20 protein-coding genes and 1 tRNA gene are annotated in these 20235 nt (G+C 48.8%); 13 read left to right on the top strand and 8 right to left on the bottom strand.

The genetic code is table 11. The annotated features are described in order from the left end of the window. Positions 1–163: 163 nt before the first annotated feature. Entirely contained in the window at positions 164–1210 is a 1047-nt protein-coding gene (locus tag AC6I7A_RS02550) for a hypothetical protein (protein WP_058958249.1), read from the top strand. After that, positions 1207–1479: a hypothetical protein gene (locus AC6I7A_RS02545; protein ID WP_058958248.1), complete on the top strand. Its 273-nt coding sequence runs from the start codon at positions 1207–1209 to the stop codon at positions 1477–1479. Before AC6I7A_RS02550 ends, AC6I7A_RS02545 begins: the two co-directional genes overlap by 4 nt. Positions 1480–2241: 762 nt before the next feature. Here AC6I7A_RS02545 and AC6I7A_RS02540 read toward each other — a convergent pair. Then, positions 2242–2961, bottom strand: a complete 720-nt coding sequence (locus AC6I7A_RS02540) for a hypothetical protein (protein ID WP_498004335.1) — start codon at positions 2959–2961, stop codon at positions 2242–2244. Between the two features lie 1321 nt (positions 2962–4282). Here AC6I7A_RS02540 and AC6I7A_RS02535 point away from each other — a divergent pair. The 4 genes from AC6I7A_RS02535 to AC6I7A_RS02520 are packed head-to-tail and all read left to right on the top strand — an operon-like array spanning position 4283 to position 7393. Further along, on the top strand, positions 4283–4453 hold the full coding sequence (locus AC6I7A_RS02535) for a hypothetical protein (RefSeq protein ID WP_195910810.1): 171 nt from the start codon (positions 4283–4285) through the stop codon (positions 4451–4453). Between the two features lie 9 nt (positions 4454–4462). Then, the gene (locus tag AC6I7A_RS02530; protein WP_058957583.1) at positions 4463–5008 is read left to right on the top strand and encodes an ABC-three component system protein; all 546 of its coding nucleotides are present in this window, start codon (positions 4463–4465) and stop codon (positions 5006–5008) included. After that, positions 5005–5493: an ABC-three component system middle component 5 gene (locus tag AC6I7A_RS02525; protein ID WP_058957584.1), complete on the top strand. Its 489-nt coding sequence runs from the start codon at positions 5005–5007 to the stop codon at positions 5491–5493. Before AC6I7A_RS02530 ends, AC6I7A_RS02525 begins: the two co-directional genes overlap by 4 nt. Beyond that, on the top strand, positions 5480–7393 hold the full coding sequence (locus AC6I7A_RS02520) for an AAA family ATPase (protein ID WP_498004332.1): 1914 nt from the start codon (positions 5480–5482) through the stop codon (positions 7391–7393). Before AC6I7A_RS02525 ends, AC6I7A_RS02520 begins: the two co-directional genes overlap by 14 nt. 378 nt (positions 7394–7771) lie before the next feature. On the opposite strand, the gene AC6I7A_RS02515 is transcribed toward AC6I7A_RS02520, so the two are convergent. Both AC6I7A_RS02515 and sid read right to left on the bottom strand, forming a co-directional pair. Next, the gene (locus AC6I7A_RS02515; protein ID WP_058957585.1) at positions 7772–8023 is read right to left on the bottom strand and encodes an ogr/Delta-like zinc finger family protein; all 252 of its coding nucleotides are present in this window, start codon (positions 8021–8023) and stop codon (positions 7772–7774) included. Further along, a complete protein-coding gene (gene sid, locus AC6I7A_RS02510; protein ID WP_058957586.1) occupies positions 8020–8736 on the bottom strand; it encodes a capsid size-determining scaffold Sid in 717 nt (238 codons plus the stop codon). The genes AC6I7A_RS02515 and sid overlap by 4 nt, the downstream gene beginning before the upstream one ends. Before the next feature lie 508 nt (positions 8737–9244). Here sid and AC6I7A_RS02505 point away from each other — a divergent pair. The 5 genes from AC6I7A_RS02505 (at position 9245) to AC6I7A_RS02485 (ending at position 13209) form a co-directional block, all read left to right on the top strand. Next, a complete protein-coding gene (locus tag AC6I7A_RS02505; protein ID WP_039659497.1) occupies positions 9245–9502 on the top strand; it encodes a helix-turn-helix transcriptional regulator in 258 nt (85 codons plus the stop codon). Between the two features lie 258 nt (positions 9503–9760). Continuing rightward, positions 9761–10288: a host cell division inhibitor Icd-like protein gene (locus AC6I7A_RS02500; protein ID WP_058957588.1), complete on the top strand. Its 528-nt coding sequence runs from the start codon at positions 9761–9763 to the stop codon at positions 10286–10288. Then, the gene (locus tag AC6I7A_RS02495) at positions 10285–10551 is read left to right on the top strand and encodes a hypothetical protein (protein WP_058957589.1); all 267 of its coding nucleotides are present in this window, start codon (positions 10285–10287) and stop codon (positions 10549–10551) included. Before AC6I7A_RS02500 ends, AC6I7A_RS02495 begins: the two co-directional genes overlap by 4 nt. Then, positions 10538–10879 carry a DUF5375 family protein gene (locus AC6I7A_RS02490; RefSeq protein WP_058957590.1) on the top strand — a complete coding sequence of 114 codons (342 nt, stop codon included), beginning with the start codon at positions 10538–10540 and terminating at the stop codon, positions 10877–10879. Before AC6I7A_RS02495 ends, AC6I7A_RS02490 begins: the two co-directional genes overlap by 14 nt. A gap of 14 nt (positions 10880–10893) precedes the next feature. Then, the gene (locus tag AC6I7A_RS02485; protein ID WP_058957633.1) at positions 10894–13209 is read left to right on the top strand and encodes a primase-helicase zinc-binding domain-containing protein; all 2316 of its coding nucleotides are present in this window, start codon (positions 10894–10896) and stop codon (positions 13207–13209) included. Positions 13210–13383: 174 nt separating this feature from the next. Here AC6I7A_RS02485 and AC6I7A_RS02480 read toward each other — a convergent pair whose 3' ends face one another. From AC6I7A_RS02480 to AC6I7A_RS02465, 4 genes are all read right to left on the bottom strand, one after another. Beyond that, entirely contained in the window at positions 13384–14643 is a 1260-nt protein-coding gene (locus tag AC6I7A_RS02480) for a tyrosine-type recombinase/integrase (protein WP_058957591.1), read from the bottom strand. Positions 14644–14808: 165 nt separating this feature from the next. After that, positions 14809–14893, bottom strand: a tRNA-Leu gene (locus AC6I7A_RS02475). Positions 14894–15102: 209 nt separating this feature from the next. Continuing rightward, positions 15103–16134, bottom strand: a complete 1032-nt coding sequence (locus AC6I7A_RS02470) for a DUF1176 domain-containing protein (RefSeq protein ID WP_058957592.1) — start codon at positions 16132–16134, stop codon at positions 15103–15105. An 11-nt stretch (positions 16135–16145) separates the two neighbouring features. Beyond that, entirely contained in the window at positions 16146–17174 is a 1029-nt protein-coding gene (locus AC6I7A_RS02465; RefSeq protein WP_058957593.1) for a DUF1176 domain-containing protein, read from the bottom strand. A gap of 265 nt (positions 17175–17439) precedes the next feature. On the opposite strand from AC6I7A_RS02465, the gene AC6I7A_RS02460 reads away from it, so the two are divergent. Both AC6I7A_RS02460 and AC6I7A_RS02455 read left to right on the top strand, forming a co-directional pair. Continuing rightward, on the top strand, positions 17440–18453 hold the full coding sequence (locus tag AC6I7A_RS02460; RefSeq protein ID WP_058957594.1) for an HNH endonuclease family protein: 1014 nt from the start codon (positions 17440–17442) through the stop codon (positions 18451–18453). Continuing rightward, complete coding sequence (locus tag AC6I7A_RS02455; RefSeq protein WP_058957595.1) at positions 18450–19115, top strand: class I SAM-dependent methyltransferase; 666 nt, start codon at positions 18450–18452, stop codon at positions 19113–19115. Before AC6I7A_RS02460 ends, AC6I7A_RS02455 begins: the two co-directional genes overlap by 4 nt. A gap of 118 nt (positions 19116–19233) precedes the next feature. Here AC6I7A_RS02455 and AC6I7A_RS02450 read toward each other — a convergent pair whose 3' ends face one another. Then, on the bottom strand, positions 19234–20232 hold the full coding sequence (locus AC6I7A_RS02450; RefSeq protein WP_058957596.1) for a YsnF/AvaK domain-containing protein: 999 nt from the start codon (positions 20230–20232) through the stop codon (positions 19234–19236). Between the last annotated feature and the right edge of the window lie 3 nt (positions 20233–20235).

Here is a 20235-nt window from a genome sequence, read left to right as displayed (position 1 = left end):
GTGGTGTATAGAGTAATGTTTGCTGAATCTCAATGAAATTAGTTTTGTGTCGCTTAGCGATCACCCAAAACTTCCCCTTTCTTAGGCTAAGGGGTAGGCTTAAATTTTGTTCAACATCGGTCAGTTTAAAATCGATGCGCGACGATGGCGCTAAAGGGACATTATGCTTCATCACTATCAGGCAAAGTCACTGGACAATATCTATCTTGAGGACATTCCCCACATAATCCACCCGGACTATGCGGCACGAGATCTAGCGGATACCACCCTGCCAAACCGGAACATCCAGGAATGGAATTTACCCCAGGGCTACAGCCATTTTGTCAGCCGGTATCATCAGTTTCACTGGCAACGCCCCTGGATGTCATACCGTGACACACTGGACGACATCAAATCCGGAAAAGTTGTCCTGCTGAAAACAAACATGAGCGGCAATGCCTTAGTGGGTGTACTGACCCCCTCCGGCAACCTTAGAAATGATCTGCCCTTGTTCCTTCACTCCCACCTCAGCTATCTCATATCAAAGCAACTAAAACGCCCGGTGTACTACGTTCACACGTCAGCGCCCGTGCAACATGCTCAAGCAGCAAAAACCATCAACAGCAAATCAGCGGGCAGGCTTTTGGCCGCGGGAGGCGTTTATAACGGCAACATAGATGGATTCAGGAAGACAGCAGAGCAACTCGGCGGGGATGCGCCAGCGGGTTACAATCAGGTAATGGATAACAAAGGCCTGCTGATTGCAGGTGCATCTCTTGCCGCCGGGCTGACAATGGGAAGAATGCGTTTTCCTGAAATAGAGGAACTTGAGCATTTTGGGGCCAGAGGAGCAGCCTCAGGAAGAGATTTTGATCCTGAAAAAGCTGGAGGGCCGATTGAAAACCTGACAACGGATGGCGTTAATATAACTCATGAAGGGATCGCAACCGTTGAGAAACATATATCTCGTTTCGACCACGACCCGGCAAATGACGTAATGATAGGCAGGCTGAAAAACATCGCAAAAGGAGAAATGCCTCCTGAGCAAGTGGATTTGAACTACTACACTCATGAATGTCGGGAATATCAGCGTTACTGTAACCTGGGATGGGAAGCAGGTGAACCAGACGGTGTTGCAGGTTATGATATGTGGAACAATGCCCATACGGCAACGCTGGAAGATTTTAAACTTAAAGACGGTGATTTATTCCACCCGGATGCACTGAAATGAAGATAACGAATACCGAATTTAATGTATTGAAAATCATGGCAGAAAAAGACATAGACTGGACATGGATGATACTGGATCGCACTCTTGCTACAAGGGGTATTCCAGGGTTTAGCAATGTCGCGAACATAGTAACCAACCTGATGAATGAGGGGATGGTCGATGCTGTTTATAACGAAAGTTCATCGAGACCACGTTACCGCGTATCAGAGCAAGGTCATCAGTTGTTGGGACAAATGACCAGAGATACAAGGCATTTCGATATCTCATGATTTTTCGTGGCACGTGGCTCCATGACCAAGGTAAAACACCGCCTTAACGCCTATTGATCCTTCAAACGGAAGGTGGTCTGTGCGCCAGCTAATCTTCCACATCATCATGCATAAGTTGACGATAATCTTCGAGGATGATCAGACAAGGAAGGTTCAATTCGATTAAGAAGCTTGCCACTGACGCGTTAACTTTGTATCAAAGCGGAATAATTTTTAAGCCAGTGATAAGTTTTTAAGTCAGGTATTGAAATGCTGGGCTTCAAGGATGAGAACATGGAGAACAGTAATGCTCTTTCACCAGCTCTGACATATAGCCACTCGATTTAGTGTGTGCCGCAATTTTTCGGTAGAGGCAGTGCATCAATTCTGGCTGCCCTACTGAAGCTTTGCATGCTGTGCACCCGAATTAATTCAGCCATCTTCTAGCGGTGCACGGGCTGGCGGTAAAGCTTCATTCAACACCTGTTAGCGGAGGTCGATGCAGCTCGATGTTCTTCAGCAGCAATGCCTTTTCCATTACACTGTCCGTCAAACATAGGGTAAAATTCTTCACGGCGGATATGCAGCATAATGGTCCATAGCAACCACGAATAGCGAATAGAACCAATCATCGATATCACATCGGACACATTATATAAATTTTTATTTTTTTTGGAGTTCATTACGAAAACAATGGACAATTTAGTTTTAATAAATCACTCCAAATAACATAAAGGCTCATTACATTTGAAAAATATTTAATTGGATAAAAACATAAGGATTTCAAATAAATGCTAAAGCAATTGAAATCACAAAGGAAATTATTAACGCAAAGCCGGAAAACGAATTATTAGGATTAAAACCGTGCACAATTCGTGCAAAGTAGATCGGAGTAGCAACGATAGCTATTGAAAATATTGCAACCGGATAAGAAATTATAGCTGTATAAAAATATTGTAAAACAATCATGACAAAACCAAATGCAGCCATTATCAAACCAAGAAAAATCGGATCATCTATAAGGGGAGGATTGAATCCAAACTGATAAGCTATAGTGTAATAAATCCTAGCCATCTCCCACACAAATTTTGATCCTGTAAAAAAATCAAAAGCCGCCATAACTAAAGGAGATATTATGAAAATAAAGAATTGATACTTAAATTCTGAAACTCCTTTATCTTCTGTATACCATTGCAATGTTACCCAAAGGAATATAAAAAATATTGATGCTATGGAGAGATAACCGTTCAGTATTTTATACTCTGAAAGAAAATGAGAAGAAAACAAAAAAGAAATTGTTATAACAATAGAAATAACAGCATATATTTTCTTTAGAACGATAGTGGCTTTTTTTACATCAAGATTTCTGATACGCTCATTCCATGTATCATAGTTATTCTCAATCTGATAAATAAAAGCATCAACTTTGGTGTTTTGCCTTGCCAGCTCCCCCGCTAAATAAATTGCCAATATGGATTGGATAAAAACCAAAAAAAACTTCATATATAACTCCTCAGCAGAAAAAATTATCGTCCAGAGAATCTGATTGATGAAATATTCTCACTTAATTTTCGAGATAAATAAGAAATCCTAGATTTTACCATAAGGCGGCACTCTTCAAAATGCTCAGCTTGATGAACATACGCAGCATGCCTTCCATTACTTTCTTCCTAGCTTACTAGTATTTAGCAACTGTATCGTGAGAGCAAAGTTTTTTCTCAACTAAAGCATTTTACGCCCTAGTCAAAACCTTGGCATTATGTTTCGTTTGAGTGCCATGGTTGATTACACTCAAAACAGTATTGATAGTTTTTCGCTCTTAACGTTTGATGAAAAAATGAGAGCTAAAGAAAGCCGGATCTTTACTTCGGCTAATTACTTGATTTTCCAAAACACGCTGTGAGCTTGATAAGATAGTGCAACAATATAAACGGTAAGCATTGAAAGCAGTGTTTTAATCTTTCATTTTCTCAGCGCTTCGCGGCGAAAGTCCAAAATGTTTTTTCAAATCGCAATTTTTACAGTTAGCAATAAATAATTCACTGTAATGGTTTAACCTATACATGCTGAGTTTAAGTGCCAATCTGGTAAATAAGCATCCCCTGCGGACTTCAACACTCCAAAGACGTATAAGTGAAAAGTACAACGCCAGAGTAGCTCGATGGGTCACTTTGCTGATTGAAACTGATTCGGCCCCCCTGAATTATATCGCTTTTAATATGATGGTTTTGATCATATTCGAATAAGTAATGCATTAAATCCAGAGACATCAATTAGTCAAGACTGCAGTTTCCATAAGATACCAACGTCTATAAGTGCTTGGTTTACTATGTAAGGATTCTTATGACCAACTAAGAGCTTGTATTCTTTTTTTGCAAGGCTTTATGGTACGGGCCGCAACGTCAGTTATAGGCATGATTTGGGGGCTAAAAATTTATCGAAGTGCCCCCCTATATTACCCTCAACTATGCTGTATTTCAGCGGATGTGCCCGGAAAAATTTAGACCAAAAAAAAAGCCTTTCGGCTTTAATTTTAGGATGTTACGGATTATCCCGAACCTTTTCGTATCTCTTGCTGGTGCGAAGGCCGGACTAGCAATAAATAGATAAAAACCTGTTTTACAACAAAAAATGAATACCTTAAATTCAAAACGACCACCAAAATGACCCCTACTGCTTTTTGCGATTACCCATAAAAACTTAAGAAATTCTTTATAAAACTCTAGCAGTAAAGATTTCTAAGAGGTATCTTATTGCTTTAGGTTGCATTGCAATGGTGCAAAATCACACATACTAACCTAAATAATAACTAAGGGTGACTTAAATGGGATTTGATACTTCAACAATAGTAATTGGCGCATGTTTGTTAGCAGCAATTCTCGCAGCGCCAGCATGGAAAATTTGTTCAAAAATCATCTTTAAAGGAGGTGTCAAAAACAAACTCAAAAATGTTGATATTGGAGGTGACTATACTGGTCGTGACAGTAAAAAGTAGGTAGCCTAAATGGGTGTTTTTAACCGCTTAAAGCATGTTTTTATTCGCGGGGACTATGTCGGTGGCGACCAAATAACTAACCTTCCGTCTCCTACACAACTAATCCTCCTTCAAGAGGAGTATGAGGAGGAGCTTAAAAGAAATCAAACTTGCTCTGATTTAATAGATGAATTAAATCACTATAATTCCAAGAAAAGCGAAATCAGAGAATTAGGAGAGAAACTTGCATCATCAGGCTACGCATTTTTAATCAAAGAAGGGCAAGAATTAAAAGAGTTAGTAGCCAAGATGATAATAAAACATCAACACTACAAATCTGCTCAAAAAATTATCGTTTACTTGCTTTCAGATGTTCATTCTATTTTTCAGTTCACCATTAAACCTCAAGTCTTATCCCAAATCACACAAGAGGAATTACTTAAAATAATACACATTGAAATAGAAGAAAAGTTAAGTGCAAAGCTTGGAGTTAATTCCTTAGAGATATATAATAGGCAACTTCGAGGTATGGTTTTCTTCTTAACAGGAAACTGTCATTTGGAGTGGGAGAAATGATATTATATAACAAGGCCTTTGATATTAATCACACAACTTTAAGAATGTACTACTGGTTAGCAAACACTAATGAAATTTTTATTTCAATCGATAAATTAAGAGTATATGACTTCATTATTGCTTTTCCATTTTACATATCTTACCTTTCGTTAAGTCGTGAGTTATTAAGTGAAAAATTAAAGTTCAAAAAACTTATAAACCCTTACAATAACTTTGATGCACGCTCATTATTTAATCAAATGGAAGGGGTTCAAAGAGCATCAATTTGCAGCTTAGCCTCAACAGACATATTAATAAAAGAAGACAGCGATAAATATAAAATAAATGTAGAGCTTTTTAAAGAAGTTAATCTGGATCATTTTAGCAGTATTAATATCGAGGCAATCGATTTTATCAAAAACCATCTTGAGCTTATGCCTTACTTTGGAAAAAATGGGCTTAAAGCCGCAAGTAAATTAATGAGCTTTAAATATGATATCTTATAACCCAACCTTGAACATAAAGACCCTCCGTGCTTTTAAAAATTCAGTGGAAGTTCTTTTTATGGAGTTCCATAATGGTTTGAATGTAATTCACGGTTCGAATGGTAGCGGTAAAACCTCAGTAATCCAGCTTCTCGCTTATGTTTTAGGCGCAACCGTCTATAATTGGAAAGAAGAGGCAGGAAGTTGTGACTATGTTATAGCTGAAATTTATGCTAACGAATCCACAATTACAATCGGCAGAGAAATAAAAGAAAGCTCAGCAAGTATGAATTTCTTTTTTGGAGATTATTCTGAAAGCCTAAAAAATGGTAAAGCGGGTTGGTTTAACTATCCTTACAGCATTTCCCCTTCAAGAGAAAGTTTTTCACAAAAATTATTTGAAATATTAAACATCCCTGAAGCCAAATCAGACGGCATAAATAATTTAACTATGCATCAAATATTGAGGCTCATATACAATAATCAATCCAGCCCAGCCACAAGCATATTTAATGATGAGCCATTTGATTCAGCCATCAAACGCGAGTTTGTGAGCAACTATCTACTGGGCCTTTATGATGATAACTTATACAGTAATAAATTAGAACTTATAAAAAAAGATAAAGAATTGACAAAAACTATTTCAGAGCTAAAAGGCTTATATCTATTAGTGGATGGTAGCGACACTGATTTTAGTTACTCAAATACTGAGGAGCATATTGAACAACTACAATTAAGAATTGATCTCTTAGTTAATGCCATCGAAGAAAAGAAAACCATTAATTTATCAATTAACTTTAAGGATGAAACTCAAGCAATAAGCCCAAATGAAATCGTCAAATTAAAAAAAGACTTACTTTTCCTTGAGGTTAGTCTAAATCAACTCAATTATAATATAAGTGACTCAACAAGTTTTATTGAAGAATTAAATCAAAAAATATTAGCAATTGAGGATTCAATTAAATTTGGGAAGGATTATAAATTTAAAGATTTTGATGCTTGCCCTTCATGCTTTTCATTATTAAAACCTGCCTCTGATGAAAGTAATTGTTTTTTATGCGGAACCCATAACGCAGCCAATTCAAAAGACATGAATTATGCGCGTATGAAAAATGAGATTTCTATTCAACTAAGAGAATCGAAAGGCATCCTAGAAAAACATGAAAAAGAGAAAGAAAAAACCATCCTTGAAATAAAAGAAACAAAAAAAACCTTGCGTAAAAAAATAAATAAAATCTCTATAGTAAGCAACTCTTTCAATTCAGAAAATGATAGCAAATTATATGATGCTTACAGAGAAGTAGGCGAACTAGAGGAAAAAATAAACGGCCTATCTCAACTTAGTAAAATTTACTTGCAAATAAACAAATTAAAGGAACTTCGAAACTCTTTACAGGACAGAGTCAATTACCTTGAGTCGGAAATTGATAAAAAAGAAGCGTTGCTATTGCTTAAGATGCCAAAAATTCAAGAAAAAATAACGGGATATATGGTTGATATACTTAAAAAGGATATTGAAAACATTGAAGATCCACACGATAAAGCAGAGTTCAGTAATATCGTTAGTATAGAATTTGATTTAGCCTCAAACAGAATTATCATCAATAACAAAGTTTCTTTTTCCGAAAGTTCGATGTACTACCTTAATAACGCCCTACATATCTCCTTACTTAAACTAAGCCTGACTGACAAAACTGTTAGATTACCTCGCTTATTAATACTAGATGGAATTGAAAATGGTGGGATGGAAGATGTTCGTTCTAAAGGCATACAAAGAACCATCAAAGAAATTTCAGATGAGTTTGAAGGAATTAGACATCAAATTATTGTCACTACAAAAGGTATTGACGCTGAAATAGATAACAGAAAATATAGAGTTGGTGAGAAATTCACCAACTCTAATAGAAGTTTAAAAATGTGATTTCAAAATTTTTACTGTATGTCGGCTGAGTTTAGGTCGCTTGAGAAATAGACATACTTAAAAAACCTATCAGTGATGATCAGCTAAATTATAAACATGTCAAGTCGCCATTTAGTTGGGGGCTTGATATCTCAGCGCGCAATGCTATCCCCGCCACGCCTGCCCGCTTTATGCACCGCTTTTCATGCAGGTGCATGATGCGTGCAGAGCCGCGGCCGTTATGGCCTGAATCGGAGAAAGCGGTACATGATTTTGCATGCAGATCCATGCACACTATGCATGCACAGCACTTTACAAAGCGGCTCGCCAGAAAAAAGGCTTCAGAAGGACAAACGAAAGACACAATAAAGCCGCTGGTCAGGCAGCGGCTGTGCGGCACTAATGAACCTGGCGGAATGCTGAGCCGTAACGGCCCAGCGTCTGACGTTCTTTTGCTGGTTCCGGTGGTGGCGCCGGTACCTTTTCCGGCTGTGGCGGTGCGGTGATCACCTTTGTAATGCTCTCATTCGTCTTGAAGGTGCAGGAACAGTCCAGATTAGTGCACTGGTGATACCGCTCTTTCACCTGCTCTGACATATAGCGGCTCGATTTGGTATGTGCCGCGCTTTTGCAGTAGGGACAGTGCATCATTTCTGGCTGCCCTCCTGAAGTTTTGCACGCTGCGCCCGGATTGATTCAGCCAGCTTCTGGCGCCGCATAGGATGGCGGTAAAGCTCCATATCAATGCCCGTAAGCGGCGGGCGATACAGACCAATATTCTCCAGCAGCGGAGCCTCATTTAGATTGCTGTCTGGCAGAGCAGCCGCCGCCCGCGTCAGCGCTTCGCCGACCAGATAAGCCACGTCATTAATACTATCCCGGTCGTCTCCGGCAAATGTCGGGGAAAGCTCTTCACGACGGAGTCGCAGCTTAATGGCCCACAGCAGCGACGGACTTACGTTACGCAGGGCTGACTGCCAGTGCGCATCCGCGAACCCGGTAAAAGCCTCCCGGTGCGATTCAACATACTCTTTACCACTGCCGCAGCATTTCAGCATCGCCTCCTGCTTATCCAGCGCCAGCTCTTTAAGCAGCCCGCCGAACTCATCGGCCAGTTCACGGCTGGCGATGCGCTGAGAATGTTCGGCGCGCAGCTCGTCGGTGAGATTGCCTCGCAGGTTGCGAAAGCTCGTGCGCCAGTTGCTCTCGGCTTCTTTCCCTGCCTTGATGGCCGCCTGCTGTTCTTTTTCACAGCGGGCGATATCGGCGCAGACGCCGTTATAGGCTTTCATCCTTTCGGTATGTTCAGCGCGGGCTTTCTCGAAGCGTTCCAGTGATGCAGGTTTCTGTTCAGGCATAGTCATGGTTGTCTCTCATCGTCTGTAAAGGATGAGGCCATTCTGTCGTGTACCACAGGACAGCGCATTTCATTGCTTTCCGCCTGTCGATGAACAAACAAGGGCATAACCTGTATGCGATAGCCCTTTAACTAATTATATTTCTTATAAAACTGTTCACTGGTATTCACTGAGATAAAAAAAGTAATAAATACAGTAAGAAAAAAGTGAACACTTTAAAATGAAGTATTCACTGAGTATTAACTAGTGTTCACTTTTCAGAAATCCAGCCTTTCTCTGGTAAGCCTCTGTTCATTGTTTTTACCTATTAATAATTAACGAATGATGACTTAAATTAATAGAAAGAGAACAGGATGCAACTCAATGCATTACACTGCACTGAATCGCATGAATGATTATTTTTTGCACTAAGAAGGGGTGTTGCCACACTTAAAAATATCAACAAAATAGGGAGTTACCTGAAGACACCACCGGAACCGGACAGCACCGGCCGGACTCATAATGAGGTAACACCATGCACGCAGTTTCATCCGTACCAGCCCCTGCCATTCCCGTAATCCGTGATGCCGTTTACCCACGCGACCGCTTTATGCGCCTGCCGGAAGTCATCAGCACCTGCGGCCTGTCACGCTCGACCATATACGATTTAATCAGCAGGGAGCAGTTCCCCTCACAGATTTCCCTCGGCGGTAAAAACGTCGCCTGGCTGGCGTCAGAGATTGACGGCTGGATGCAGGCCCGCATCGCACAGCGTGCCGGAGGTGCAGCATGATTTTGCTGAATTTTGGCACGAAAACCTGTCAGCTCACCCGCGAAGAGGCCGCCTTTGTCGCAGAAAACCTTACGGCAGCCGTCAGCTACAGACCAGCAACCGCACCGGCCTTTACCAGCGCAATGCTCGGTCACATCTCCGTTATGAGTAAAAAAGCGAAGCCTGTCATGTATTGCGCTAAGAAACAGAGCAGGATATTCCGATCAAATCCGCCGCAATCCGATCACGTCCTGACCGGTTGCTGAGGAAATCGCCCCGATGTTTAAAAAAAGGCTTTTCTCTGGCGAGCGGCCATTATACAGTTTTCGTGCTGCCGCAAAATCGGCAGCCGGGATTTGCAGCCCGTGTAACTCAATGGCGACACAGCACGCGCCAGGCGTGTTTTTTTGTGTCATTGCTCTGGCTTACCCATTTTTCAGGCTGTGGTTCTTGGACCGCAGCCGCTGTCAAATAATGGTGGCCCGGGCGGGGCAGCCTTCGGGCTGGCCGGTATCCATTGAGGCCGGTACTGCAAACCCCGTTCGGGCCACCACCCATGAGATTTGCAGCTCCGGTGGTGGCGTTAACCGCTACTCGATGGAGATTGTCCTCATGACAACGGCCCTTACTGCCGCTCACCCCGAATTCACCTTTATTTTTGCCGCCGTGCGTCGCACTGATGCCGCCGCCCGTCCCTGCATGCTGCGCACTGTAGCAGGCGATGAGCGCAGCGCCCGCGCCAGCCTCACCCGCGATTACGTCCTGTCCTTTGCCGGTCGTCTGCCGGTTAAGGCGGTGACGGCATGAACACCCTTTCTCAACACCTGCATAACCATGACACCTACCCCATTCCCCACGCTGACTATCTGCGCCTGCTGCACGCGCACACGGTCGGCGTGACAGTACTCGATATGTTCGACTCGGTGAACTGCATGAGCGCGCGCGGCTGCGTCCCAGACAGCGCGGCGCTTGCCTCGGTCGTCGCCCTGCTCACCGACCAGCTCGGTAAAGTCGTTGAAACCTGTGAATCCCGCATGTTAGCCACGGAGGCCCGCCATGATGACCGCTAATCACTCCTGCCTGCCCGTTGAGGTACGCACCGCCGTTTACCGCCGCGCGCTGGCGCAGGGCTATCTGAATGCCTGCAAAAACCTCGGCATTACCGTGTCAGCCACACTCGATGAGCTTCAGATGACCATCGCCCTTGAGCTGGAAAGCTTTTATGTGCGCCGTCACGGCCCAGATGCGGGCATGGAGATGGCCTGCACCATGCTGGGCGATATGGTTGAGCCGGACCTGCTGACCGCGCCGCCGCGGCTGACTCAGCTCGGCGTCACCATGATGGATGAACTTTTCCGAAGCCAGCTTGCGGCCGCCAGCCGCATCACGCTGCACTGAGGGAGAACATGCAGATGAAACATATCGTCTCTGACACCGTAAAGGCGGCCACCGGATTCTGGCCGCAGCTTCTGCCTGCCCTCGGCATCAGCGTGCTCGCCGGGGGGCGACACGGAGCCTGCCCTGCGTGCGGCGGTAAAGACCGCTTCCGCTTCGACAATCAGGACGGGCGCGGAACGTGGCTCTGTAACCAGTGCGGGGCCGGTGACGGCCTTAACCTGGTGGAAAAGGCGCTCAGTCTCAGCGCTAAAGAGGCCGCCATGAAGGTTGCCGGGATGCTCGGCACGCTGCCGGAGTCAGCCCCGGTTATGCATGATGAAACCGCAGACAAAAGCCGCACACAGGCAGACGCAGCCGCACGGGCGCAGGCGCTTATCACCGCCGCTGTCAGCCGCACGGACAACGCCTACCTTTCATCAAAAGGGCTGCACGATATACAGGCGCTCACACTTGCTGATGCGCTGCGCTGTGGTGGTATCACCTTTGCCGCCGGGGATGTGCTCATTCCCCTGACCGGTGAAAACGGCAAGGCCGTAAACGTGCAGCTCATCAGCGCCGCAGGCGACAAGCGCACCCTGCCCGGCGGGCAGGTGAAAGGCTCGTACTGGCTGGCAGGCGAGCCGGACGGCAAAACACTGTGGCTCACTGAAGGGTATGCCACCGGCCTGACCGTGCACCGGCTGACCGGCCAGGCGGTATACGTGGCGCTGAGCGCCAACAACCTGCCCTCACTGGCAAAGCGGCTGCATGAGTCATACCCAGGCGCGATGATGCTGATTGCCGCCGACCGCGATGACAGCGGCACCGGCCAGTTAAAAGCAGAGGAAGCGGCAAAAGCCTGTGGCGGGAAAACCGCACTGCCGCCGGTTACGGGTGACTGGAACGACGTGTGGCAGGTGCAGGGCGATATCGCCACGCAGGCGCAGCTCACCGCCTTTACGCAGCCGCAGCCACTCAGCCCGTTTGAGTCCGTCAGCGAGGCTGACCTGAAAGCCATGAGCGCCAGTCAGAAAGCCGAGCTACTGGTCGCCCATTACGGTGAGGCACTGGCCGTGCCGCCGGTCGGGGAGGAAATCTGCCGCTATGAGAACGGCGCATGGCAGGTGATGGAGGCGAAGACGCTGCGCCGGGAAATCGCCTCGCTTTTTCAGAAAGTACGCGCACCGTTCTCGGCCGCTGGTATTGGCAGCGTACTGGACACACTCAAGCTGATGGTGCCGCAGATGGGTGAACCGTCTCGCCGGCTGATTGGTTTCCGTAACGGTGTGTATGACACCACGACAGGCACATTCAGCCCGCACCGCCGCGAGCACTGGCTGCGCACCGTCAACAGCGTGGACTACACCGCCACGCGTCCGGGTGAGAACCTCGCAGACCACGCCCCGGCCTTCTGGCGCTGGTTAACGCGGGCAGCCGGACATAATCACGACAAGCAGGAGCGCATCCTCGCGGCATTATTTATGGTGCTGGCAAATCGCTATGACTGGCAGATGTTTCTCGAAGTCACCGGCCCCGGCGGCAGCGGTAAAAGCGTCATGGCCTCGATAGCCACTCTGCTGGCCGGAAAAGACAACACCACGTCCGCCACTATCGACACGCTGGAATCCTCACGCGAGCGCGCCAGCGTGGTGGGTTTTTCGCTCATTATCCTGCCTGACCAGGAAAAATGGAGCGGCGACGGCGCAGGCATCAAGGCTATTACCGGCGGCGACGCAGTAGCCATCGATCCAAAATACCGTGACGCCTATTCAACGCATATCCCGGCGGTCATTCTGGCGGTGAACAACAATCCGATGCGCTTTAACGACCGCAGCGGCGGCGTGTCACGCCGCCGGGTTATCCTGACGTTCCCCGAAGTGATACCGGCAAAAGAGCGCGATCCGCAGCTACTGGACAAAATCAGTACCGAGCTGGCCGTGATTGTCCGTCATCTGATGCAGCGCTTCACGTCACCCGATGAAGCGCGCGAGCTGTTGCAGGCACAGCAGTCATCCGGCGAAGCGCTGGAAGTTAAACGCCAGGCTGATCCGCTGGTCGATTTCTGTGGCTATCTGATGCCGCTGAGCACGCCGAACGGGATGTTCATCGGCAATGCCAATATTCGCCCGATAAACCCGAAGCGCTATCTTTATCATGCGTATTTGTCATTTATGGAATCGCGCGGGCATCAGCACCCGCTCAGCTTAACGGCTTTCGGGCAGGCGGTGCCGCAGACGCTGAAAGAGTATGAGCGAATCCTGTTAAAACGCAGGACAAATAACGGCGTCCAGACCAATCTCACGCTGCATGAGGACAGCGAGGCCGACTGGCTTCCCGCATGCAGTAAATAAACCCCCGCAGCAAACGAACCGGCTCAGGCCGGTTTTTTTACGTCCCGGTCTGTAGTGATCACTCTATATGAACACCTGTGTACACACAGCCCACAAACACCCTCCAGCTAAGCAACTGATTTTAAAAACTTATAATGCAAAGTGAACAGTATGAACACTTGTCATTAAAACTTTTTATTTTGCAAAGCGCTTTGCGAACTCATACGGGGTTACATGTGATCCACTGTTGCTATCTAGATAATCTGCCCACCATTGCACCATAAGACGACGCTCTTCAAGGTGCTCAGCTTTATGGATATACGCAGCTCGCACACCATTTCTTTCTTGATGGCTCATTTGCCTTTCAACCGCATCGTGTGACCAAAGCCCCGACTCAACTAAAGCGCTACACGACATGGCCCGGAACCCATGGCCGCATATTTCCGTTTTAGTGTCGTAACCCATTACTCGTAAAGCATTATTAATAGTGTTTTCGCTCATGGGTTTTGTCGGACGGTGATCACCTGGAAAGATAAGGTCTCTATTGCCGCTCAACTCTTTGATTTCTTCCAATAGCGCCAGAGCTTGCTGCGAAAGCGGAACAAGATGGACGGTACGCATCTTAGAGCCTCGATGAGAGTGTTTAACCCCTTCAATAACTTCACGCTCGGCAGGAATAGTCCAAAGTGCTTTTTTAAAATCAATTTCTCCCCACCGCGCAAACCGAAGTTCACTGGAGCGGATAAATACATACAGGCTGAGTTTCAGGGCCAATCTGGTAAGTAAGCGCCCCCTGCTGGCTTCAACACGTTGAAGAAATTCAGGCAGGCGTTCCAGTGATAAAGCAGGGCGATGAGTCGCTTTTCTAGTTGCGATTGCTCCAGCAAGGTCTTGAGCTGGGTTTCTTTCAATTAGGCCGCTCTGAACGGCATAACGCATTATACCCGTAACACGCTGCTGTAGACGCGAGGCCACATCCAACCGACCGCTTTGCTCAACTTCACGCAAAGGATGCAATAGATCCCGTGTCGTTAAGTCGGCAATGTTCCGCTTTCCGATGGCTGGAAGTATGTTGCGCTCCATATCCCGCCATACTCTCTCTGCATGGCCATCCGACCAGCGCTTGTTACTCGCATGCCAGTCGCGAGCCACCTTCTCAAAAGTGTTAAGCGCAGCCTGCTCTTGTTGTTTAATTTCTTCTTTTTTGGCATTGGGGCTGATGCCATCGGCAAGTAGAAGGCGGATTTCATCACGTTTTTCGCGCGCTTTAGCTAGCGTGATCAGAGGGTATGCGCCGAGTGCAGCTCTGCTCTCTTTGCCTTCATAGCGATATTTAAGATACCAGCGTTTGGATCCGCTTGGTTTGATAAGAAGGTATAGCCCATGGCCATCCGTGAGCTTGTATTCTTTTTCGCGAGGCTTTGCGGTACGGGCCGCAACGTCAGTTATAGGCATGATTTGGGGGTCAAAAGTTTATCGAAGCGAAGTGACCCCTATCTTGACCCCCAACTATGTTGGATGTCAACGGATGTGCCCGGACGGATTTGGACCAAAAAAAAAGCCTTTCGGCTTTAATTTCAGGGAATTATGGACTATCCCGGACGTTCTCGTATATCTCAATGGTGCCGAAGGCCGGACTCGAACCGGCACACCTTTCGATGGTTGATTTTGAATCAACTGCGTCTACCGATTTCGCCACTTCGGCACTGAAGGGATGCGGAAAACGTTGGGGATTATACCGTTACCCCCTGTTTCCGCAACCCTTATCCGCAGGCTAAGGTACAACTGCTGAAAAAACCATCTTTTCAGATTTCACGTTCATCAGATGACAGCCTTGCTGACGCCGACTACTCCCTCTCGCCCGCTCTGCAGCGGTTCCTCCAGACCTCATGGTTTCCAGGCGTAACCAAAGCGCTAACCCGAAACAGGCTTCACATCCGCTACCAGCGTCGGCAGATCCCAGGTGCCGCCCGCATGGATATAGCGGCACATCCCGGTTCCGCCGCCATAGCTTTTGCGGAAAGCCTGGCCATCCCAAACCCAGCTCTCCTGGTTCATGCAGTCCCCGATGCCCCGGCCTTTCTGCACACTGGTGATCTCGCCCTTGTCGTAATCCGATCCGGACACGGTTACCAGCACCGGCTGGCCTTTTAGCTGATTATCGATCACCCAGTAGCCATAGCCTTCGTTGTAAGCGGCTCGCCAGCAGAGCGCCGAAAGCAAGGCATGTGTCTCATCCAGTGGCGTAAGGGTGAGTCCGTCGGTTTCCGGATCGCTGTTTTCAGCAGGTGAGTACAGGCTGTCGCACGTGTCATCGTCATTGCGATTGACGGTTGAAAGCAGTCGGGTTTTCAGCGCGTCAATTTCCGCATCGGTCAGCAGACGGGGTTCGCCGCTGACGGTTTTTGCTGTCTGGATTACCGGTGCGGGTACAGCCTTAGCCACGCTGCTCTCCGGCTTATTGCCCTTTTTGGTGAGCGCGCCGGGCGTGCCGATCCGGCCCTGCACGTCATCCGCTTTCACCAGCACGGCATAGGCGCCTTCGCCGGAAAGCAGGAAAGGCTTTGTGCCACCTTTAAATTCAACTTTACCGTTGCCTTTGACGGCGCTGATGACCGCAGAAGTCTGACTGGCCGACATGCGCCAGTTGTCATCGGCCGCCACCAGATCGCCAGCTGATTTCCCGTCGATCCACAGCGTCAGCTTTTCCGCCGGTTCGCTGTCATCTTCGGTGTCGCCCAGCGTCACCTCTCCCACCGTCTCTGTTCCGGGTCCGGCGGCACGGGTGAGCAGGATGGAGCCGGACGGGTCTTCTTCTTTGCCATAACCCGCAATGCGGCAGGTCAGCGTATTATCACAGGCGACTTCCCAGTCTTTGTGCTCAAAGGTGGTGCCGCTCTGGCTGGCCTGAGCAGACAGGGAGAGCAACGCCAGAACGAACAGCATCGGTTTACAATTCACTTTATTCCCTCATGTTTTACGTCAGATATCAGGGTGGGTATCACTCTGTCACCGAGGGAACGTGGAAACCAGCAGCCATCGTTGATTTCTACCAGGCTTTGACGAAACGCCCTGCCATCCCAGACCCACTCTTCTTTAAACACGCAGCTGCCGGCACTGCTTGCCAGCGAAACATTGGTGATTACCCCCTTTTCCCAGGTCTGTGCGTCGGTGGTGACGGCCACCGGCTTCGCTTTGCGTTGCGGGTCGGTGACCCAGAAGCCGTATCCCTGGTTATAGGCTGCGCCCCAGCACTGGGTGGAGAGCAACGTGTGCGTTGCATCCAGTGGCGTGGCGGTAATATCGCCGCTGATAATATGGTCGTTGACGTCCTTCTCTCCGACTGCGGTCAGATAATCACATTCCTGATCCGGGGTTAACGCGGCAAGCAGCTGCGGCCTGAGCGCTGCCGCCTCTTCTTTTGTCAGAACAGAGGGCTGGGAGTGACTGATCTGTGCCGCCTGGATAACCGGAACAGCCACGGCTTTTGCGACGCTTTTTTCGGGCCTGTCGCCTTTTTTCACCCAGGCACCCGGCGTGTTGATGCGGCCCTGCACGTCATCCACTTTCAGCAGGGCTGCATAGGCGCCATCACCGGAAAGCTGAAGGGTCTCATTATCCCCTCTGAACTCCACCGTGCCGCGGCCTTTGATAGCCTGAATCAGCGTCAGCGTCTGCGCATCTGACAACCACCAGCGATGCGCTTTCTGCGTCGCGTCACCCACACGCTGGCCATTGATCCAGAGCGTAAGCGTTGTCACCGGCTGCTGATTTTCATCATCCTCCGGCAGCATAATTTCGCCAGAGGTGGCGGTATCCGCGCCCGCTGCACGCGTCAGCAACACGCCGCCCAGATTCTCTTCTGTGGTTTGCCCGCCGACACGGCAGGTTAAGGTGTTATCGCAGGCGACTGACCACGCCTTGTGATTAAAAGATACGCCGCTTTCCTGGGCGATAACCGGGGTGGCAAGCGCTGCCACTAGCATTACCCGCTTCTGAATAACCGTCACGCTGCTTCCTGTTCCCTGAATGTGAGGTGAGTGAAATGACAATCTGTTGCTAAGCAGAGGGCGTCCATTCGGATGAGCCCGACAACAGCGGCTATCATAATCTCTTTATGACCTTTTAACGCCTTTTTATCCCTGAAAGCGCGCCCTGCTCCTCCCGCCCTTTACGGTTTACATTTACCTGTGTTTGTTATCTGATCCTGTTACGTGAATTTTCGAGCTGCCTCGCAAAACAGGAACCTGCATGCGCTTTTACCAGGCCGATCCCCGCCTTGAAAACTACTGGCGCGGCGTTATTCTCTTTGGCAAAAATGTCGCCTCCTATAAGTTTGCCCTGGCCCACGCGCTCTATGATCTGAAGCAGCCAGACAGCGATCTGATTACGCTGGAGGCACTGGCCGTGCCCTTTACGCGTCATTTATGTGCTCACCTGCGGGATGCGCCAAAACAAATCACCAGCAAAAGCAGCGGGTTTCTGGAGGCGTGCAGGCAATTCAATGCGGGTGACATCACCGAAGATCAGCTGATTGCCATTACCGTGAAGCGCGGCTTTGCGAATGTCATTGATGCCTTTCATAACGTGAATTACGCGGAGATCGACAAACGTTTCTTTCTGGATGAACGGCGCAGCCATAAAGGCATCCGGCTGACGGATAACTTTTATCAGCTGACGGAAAATGAACAGTTTGCCAGTCTGGTCGCGGAAACAGAGGCCAGATGGCGGCTGGTTGAAGAAGCCTGGGCGATGAACGTTTCACATAACCTGATTGCGGTTGATTATGACGATAACGACAAGATGCTTTTCAGCCGTCAGAGTGGTCGCCGCGTCACCATTACCAGCTGTCGCAGCAGCCTGAATGGCTACCAGAAAGGCCGGTGCTTTTATTGCTTCCGGCCAATTGGCGTGACGGGCGGTGAGGAGAACCTGGCTGATGTCGATCACTTCCTGCCGCTGATGCTCAGCGAAGAGATCGGCAACCTCAACGGCGTCTGGAATCTGGTGCTGGCCTGCCAGACCTGTAATCGCGGTGCTCAGGGTAAGTTTGCACGTATTCCCTCAATCACGCTGCTGCAGCGCCTGAACGATCGAAACGAATACTTTATTAACAGCCACCTGCCACTGCGGGAAACGTTAATCCGCCAGACCGGCGAAACGCCCCAACAGCGGCACGGCTTTCTGCAGACAAACTGGAACAGGGCAAAATTTGCTCTGCTGCATGAGTGGCAGCCAGCGGCACAGGGAGACAGCCTGTTTTGAGCAATGAAGAGTATTACCAGGAGCACGCTCAGCGGTTTTTTCGCGATACAGCAAACGTGGATATGTCGGCACTTTACCGGCCTTTTATCAGGGAATTGCCGCCCGGCGCACGCATTCTGGATGCAGGCTGCGGTTCAGGGCGTGACGTCAAAGCCTTTAGTGATATGGGCTTTGTCGTCGAAGCCTTTGATGCTTCCGCCGAACTGGTCGCGCTGGCCCGCCAGTTTTCCGGGAACGCGGTGGTGCAGAAGCGTTTTCAGGAGGTTGATGCGGTTGAAACATACGACGGGATCTGGTGCTGCGCCTCCCTGCTGCATATCTCCGAGGCGGAGCTGCCTGGCGTCATGACCAGACTGGCCATCGCACTGAAACCAAACGGCGTCTGGTATCTTTCGTTCAAATATGGCCGCGGCGAGCGGGAAAAGGATGGCCGCAGATTTACAGATATGGATATGGCCGGGTTGCAGAAGCTGATTGATGGCGTTAATGCTCACGGCGCTCAGACGCTGGCAGAAAATAAGCCGCTGATGACAACAGAAGCGGGCTTCGGGAAGAACAGGTTCGCTCTTGAGACAGCATATCTCTGGCAGACCGGTGATTTACGTGCCGGCCGGGGCGATGAGATCTGGCTGAATGCAATTCTCAGGAAAACGTTAAGCTGACCTCTCTGCCTCTCAGGCGGGGTTCGCCCCCCACAAAAAAGCCAACCTTGCGGTTGGCTTCTTCGTGCATGCTCAGCATCGGGCATTGCCCTCAGCGCCTGTTGTCAGGGTTGGCGCCTCAGTGCGAATGGTCGTAATCACGATGATGCAGCTTGTTTTCAACCTTATCCTTCACTTCGCTGGCTTTCTCGCTCACCTTCTCCGTCAGGCTCTCTTTGTGGTCGCGGTTCTGCACGCCGGGTGAGGCCGTGCCAGCGGTTGCCGGTTTGCCTCGTGCCGCCGAACCCGGCAGTTCGCTATCCAGACCGCCACGGGCGTGGTCGATGTCCACTTCCTGACGACGCACCGTGTCATTAATGGTCTCGGTGCGGTCACTGCCATCGGTTCGCACCACCACTTCTTCTTTCACATGGGCCGTTTTGTTGATTACCGGCTGCTCATGGGTCTCCGCCACTTCGACGGTTTTCTCGGACCAGTCCACCTCTCCGGCCAGCGCGGGTTCATTTACCGAGCGGCGGAAGATGTCAGCGTGCTGCTCATGCAGCGAAATCTCTTCAGAAACGGTATCGGTCACCGTATAGCGGCGTACACGGGTAGAGCCTTCGCTGACCAGACGTTTACCCACTTCAATCTGCTCTTCGGCCAGACGCAGAATATCGGCCTCGCTCTCATCACCGGTCAGCGAGGTGCGTCGCGGCTCTACCTGACGGTCGTTGGTCTCACCGGCAAACTGCTTACCCGCCGTAGGGTTGACGCCCGGCGTGGTCGTGCCGTTATCCAGGCTGCTCTGCATACGTGACGGGACATCCACCGAGTCATGTGAATGGAGAATCGTCATGGCGCGAGCCAGCTTCTCCTCTTCGGTGCGCAGCGTCAGCACTACGCCGCCTTTATCCATCGCCCGGGTATAGACATCCGCCTGATCTTTATCGACGGTATGGCCAAACAGGCGCTGCCACAGGCTCGGATGGCGGACTGACTGCCCTTCCTGCTCTAAACGCTCTCCACTGATAAGACTGATGTCCCGATCGGAAAAGCCTGCTTTCACGAGATTTCTTTTCGCGGCCTCTGCCTGATTTGCAGAATCGAACAGTGTTACGATTTTTTCCTGTGCCATGAT

The organism is Type-F symbiont of Plautia stali (assembly GCF_059731105.1).
Note: the sequence above shows the minus strand (reverse complement) of the source record. Positions and strands in the feature narration are given on the sequence as shown.

Excerpts from the sequence above, each read along its gene's own strand:
- AC6I7A_RS02470 (WP_058957592.1), bottom strand. The coding sequence starts at position 16,134 with ATGCTGTTCGTTCTGGCGTTGCTCTCCCTGTCTGCTCAGGCCAGCCAG.
- AC6I7A_RS02525 (WP_058957584.1), top strand. The coding sequence starts at position 5,005 with ATGATATTATATAACAAGGCCTTTGATATTAATCACACAACTTTAAGA.
- AC6I7A_RS02505 (WP_039659497.1), top strand. The coding sequence starts at position 9,245 with ATGCACGCAGTTTCATCCGTACCAGCCCCTGCCATTCCCGTAATCCGT.
- AC6I7A_RS02500 (WP_058957588.1), top strand. The coding sequence starts at position 9,761 with ATGTTTAAAAAAAGGCTTTTCTCTGGCGAGCGGCCATTATACAGTTTT.
- AC6I7A_RS02515 (WP_058957585.1), bottom strand. The coding sequence starts at position 8,023 with ATGATGCACTGTCCCTACTGCAAAAGCGCGGCACATACCAAATCGAGC.
- AC6I7A_RS02465 (WP_058957593.1), bottom strand. The coding sequence starts at position 17,174 with ATGCTAGTGGCAGCGCTTGCCACCCCGGTTATCGCCCAGGAAAGCGGC.
- AC6I7A_RS02450 (WP_058957596.1), bottom strand. The coding sequence starts at position 20,232 with ATGGCACAGGAAAAAATCGTAACACTGTTCGATTCTGCAAATCAGGCA.
- AC6I7A_RS02460 (WP_058957594.1), top strand. The coding sequence starts at position 17,440 with ATGCGCTTTTACCAGGCCGATCCCCGCCTTGAAAACTACTGGCGCGGC.
- AC6I7A_RS02545 (WP_058958248.1), top strand. The coding sequence starts at position 1,207 with ATGAAGATAACGAATACCGAATTTAATGTATTGAAAATCATGGCAGAA.
- AC6I7A_RS02530 (WP_058957583.1), top strand. The coding sequence starts at position 4,463 with ATGGGTGTTTTTAACCGCTTAAAGCATGTTTTTATTCGCGGGGACTAT.
- AC6I7A_RS02495 (WP_058957589.1), top strand. The coding sequence starts at position 10,285 with ATGAACACCCTTTCTCAACACCTGCATAACCATGACACCTACCCCATT.
- AC6I7A_RS02520 (WP_498004332.1), top strand. The coding sequence starts at position 5,480 with ATGATATCTTATAACCCAACCTTGAACATAAAGACCCTCCGTGCTTTT.
- sid (WP_058957586.1), bottom strand. The coding sequence starts at position 8,736 with ATGACTATGCCTGAACAGAAACCTGCATCACTGGAACGCTTCGAGAAA.
- AC6I7A_RS02540 (WP_498004335.1), bottom strand. The coding sequence starts at position 2,961 with ATGAAGTTTTTTTTGGTTTTTATCCAATCCATATTGGCAATTTATTTA.
- AC6I7A_RS02485 (WP_058957633.1), top strand. The coding sequence starts at position 10,894 with ATGAAACATATCGTCTCTGACACCGTAAAGGCGGCCACCGGATTCTGG.
- AC6I7A_RS02535 (WP_195910810.1), top strand. The coding sequence starts at position 4,283 with ATGGGATTTGATACTTCAACAATAGTAATTGGCGCATGTTTGTTAGCA.
- AC6I7A_RS02480 (WP_058957591.1), bottom strand. The coding sequence starts at position 14,643 with ATGCCTATAACTGACGTTGCGGCCCGTACCGCAAAGCCTCGCGAAAAA.
- AC6I7A_RS02490 (WP_058957590.1), top strand. The coding sequence starts at position 10,538 with ATGATGACCGCTAATCACTCCTGCCTGCCCGTTGAGGTACGCACCGCC.
- AC6I7A_RS02550 (WP_058958249.1), top strand. The coding sequence starts at position 164 with ATGCTTCATCACTATCAGGCAAAGTCACTGGACAATATCTATCTTGAG.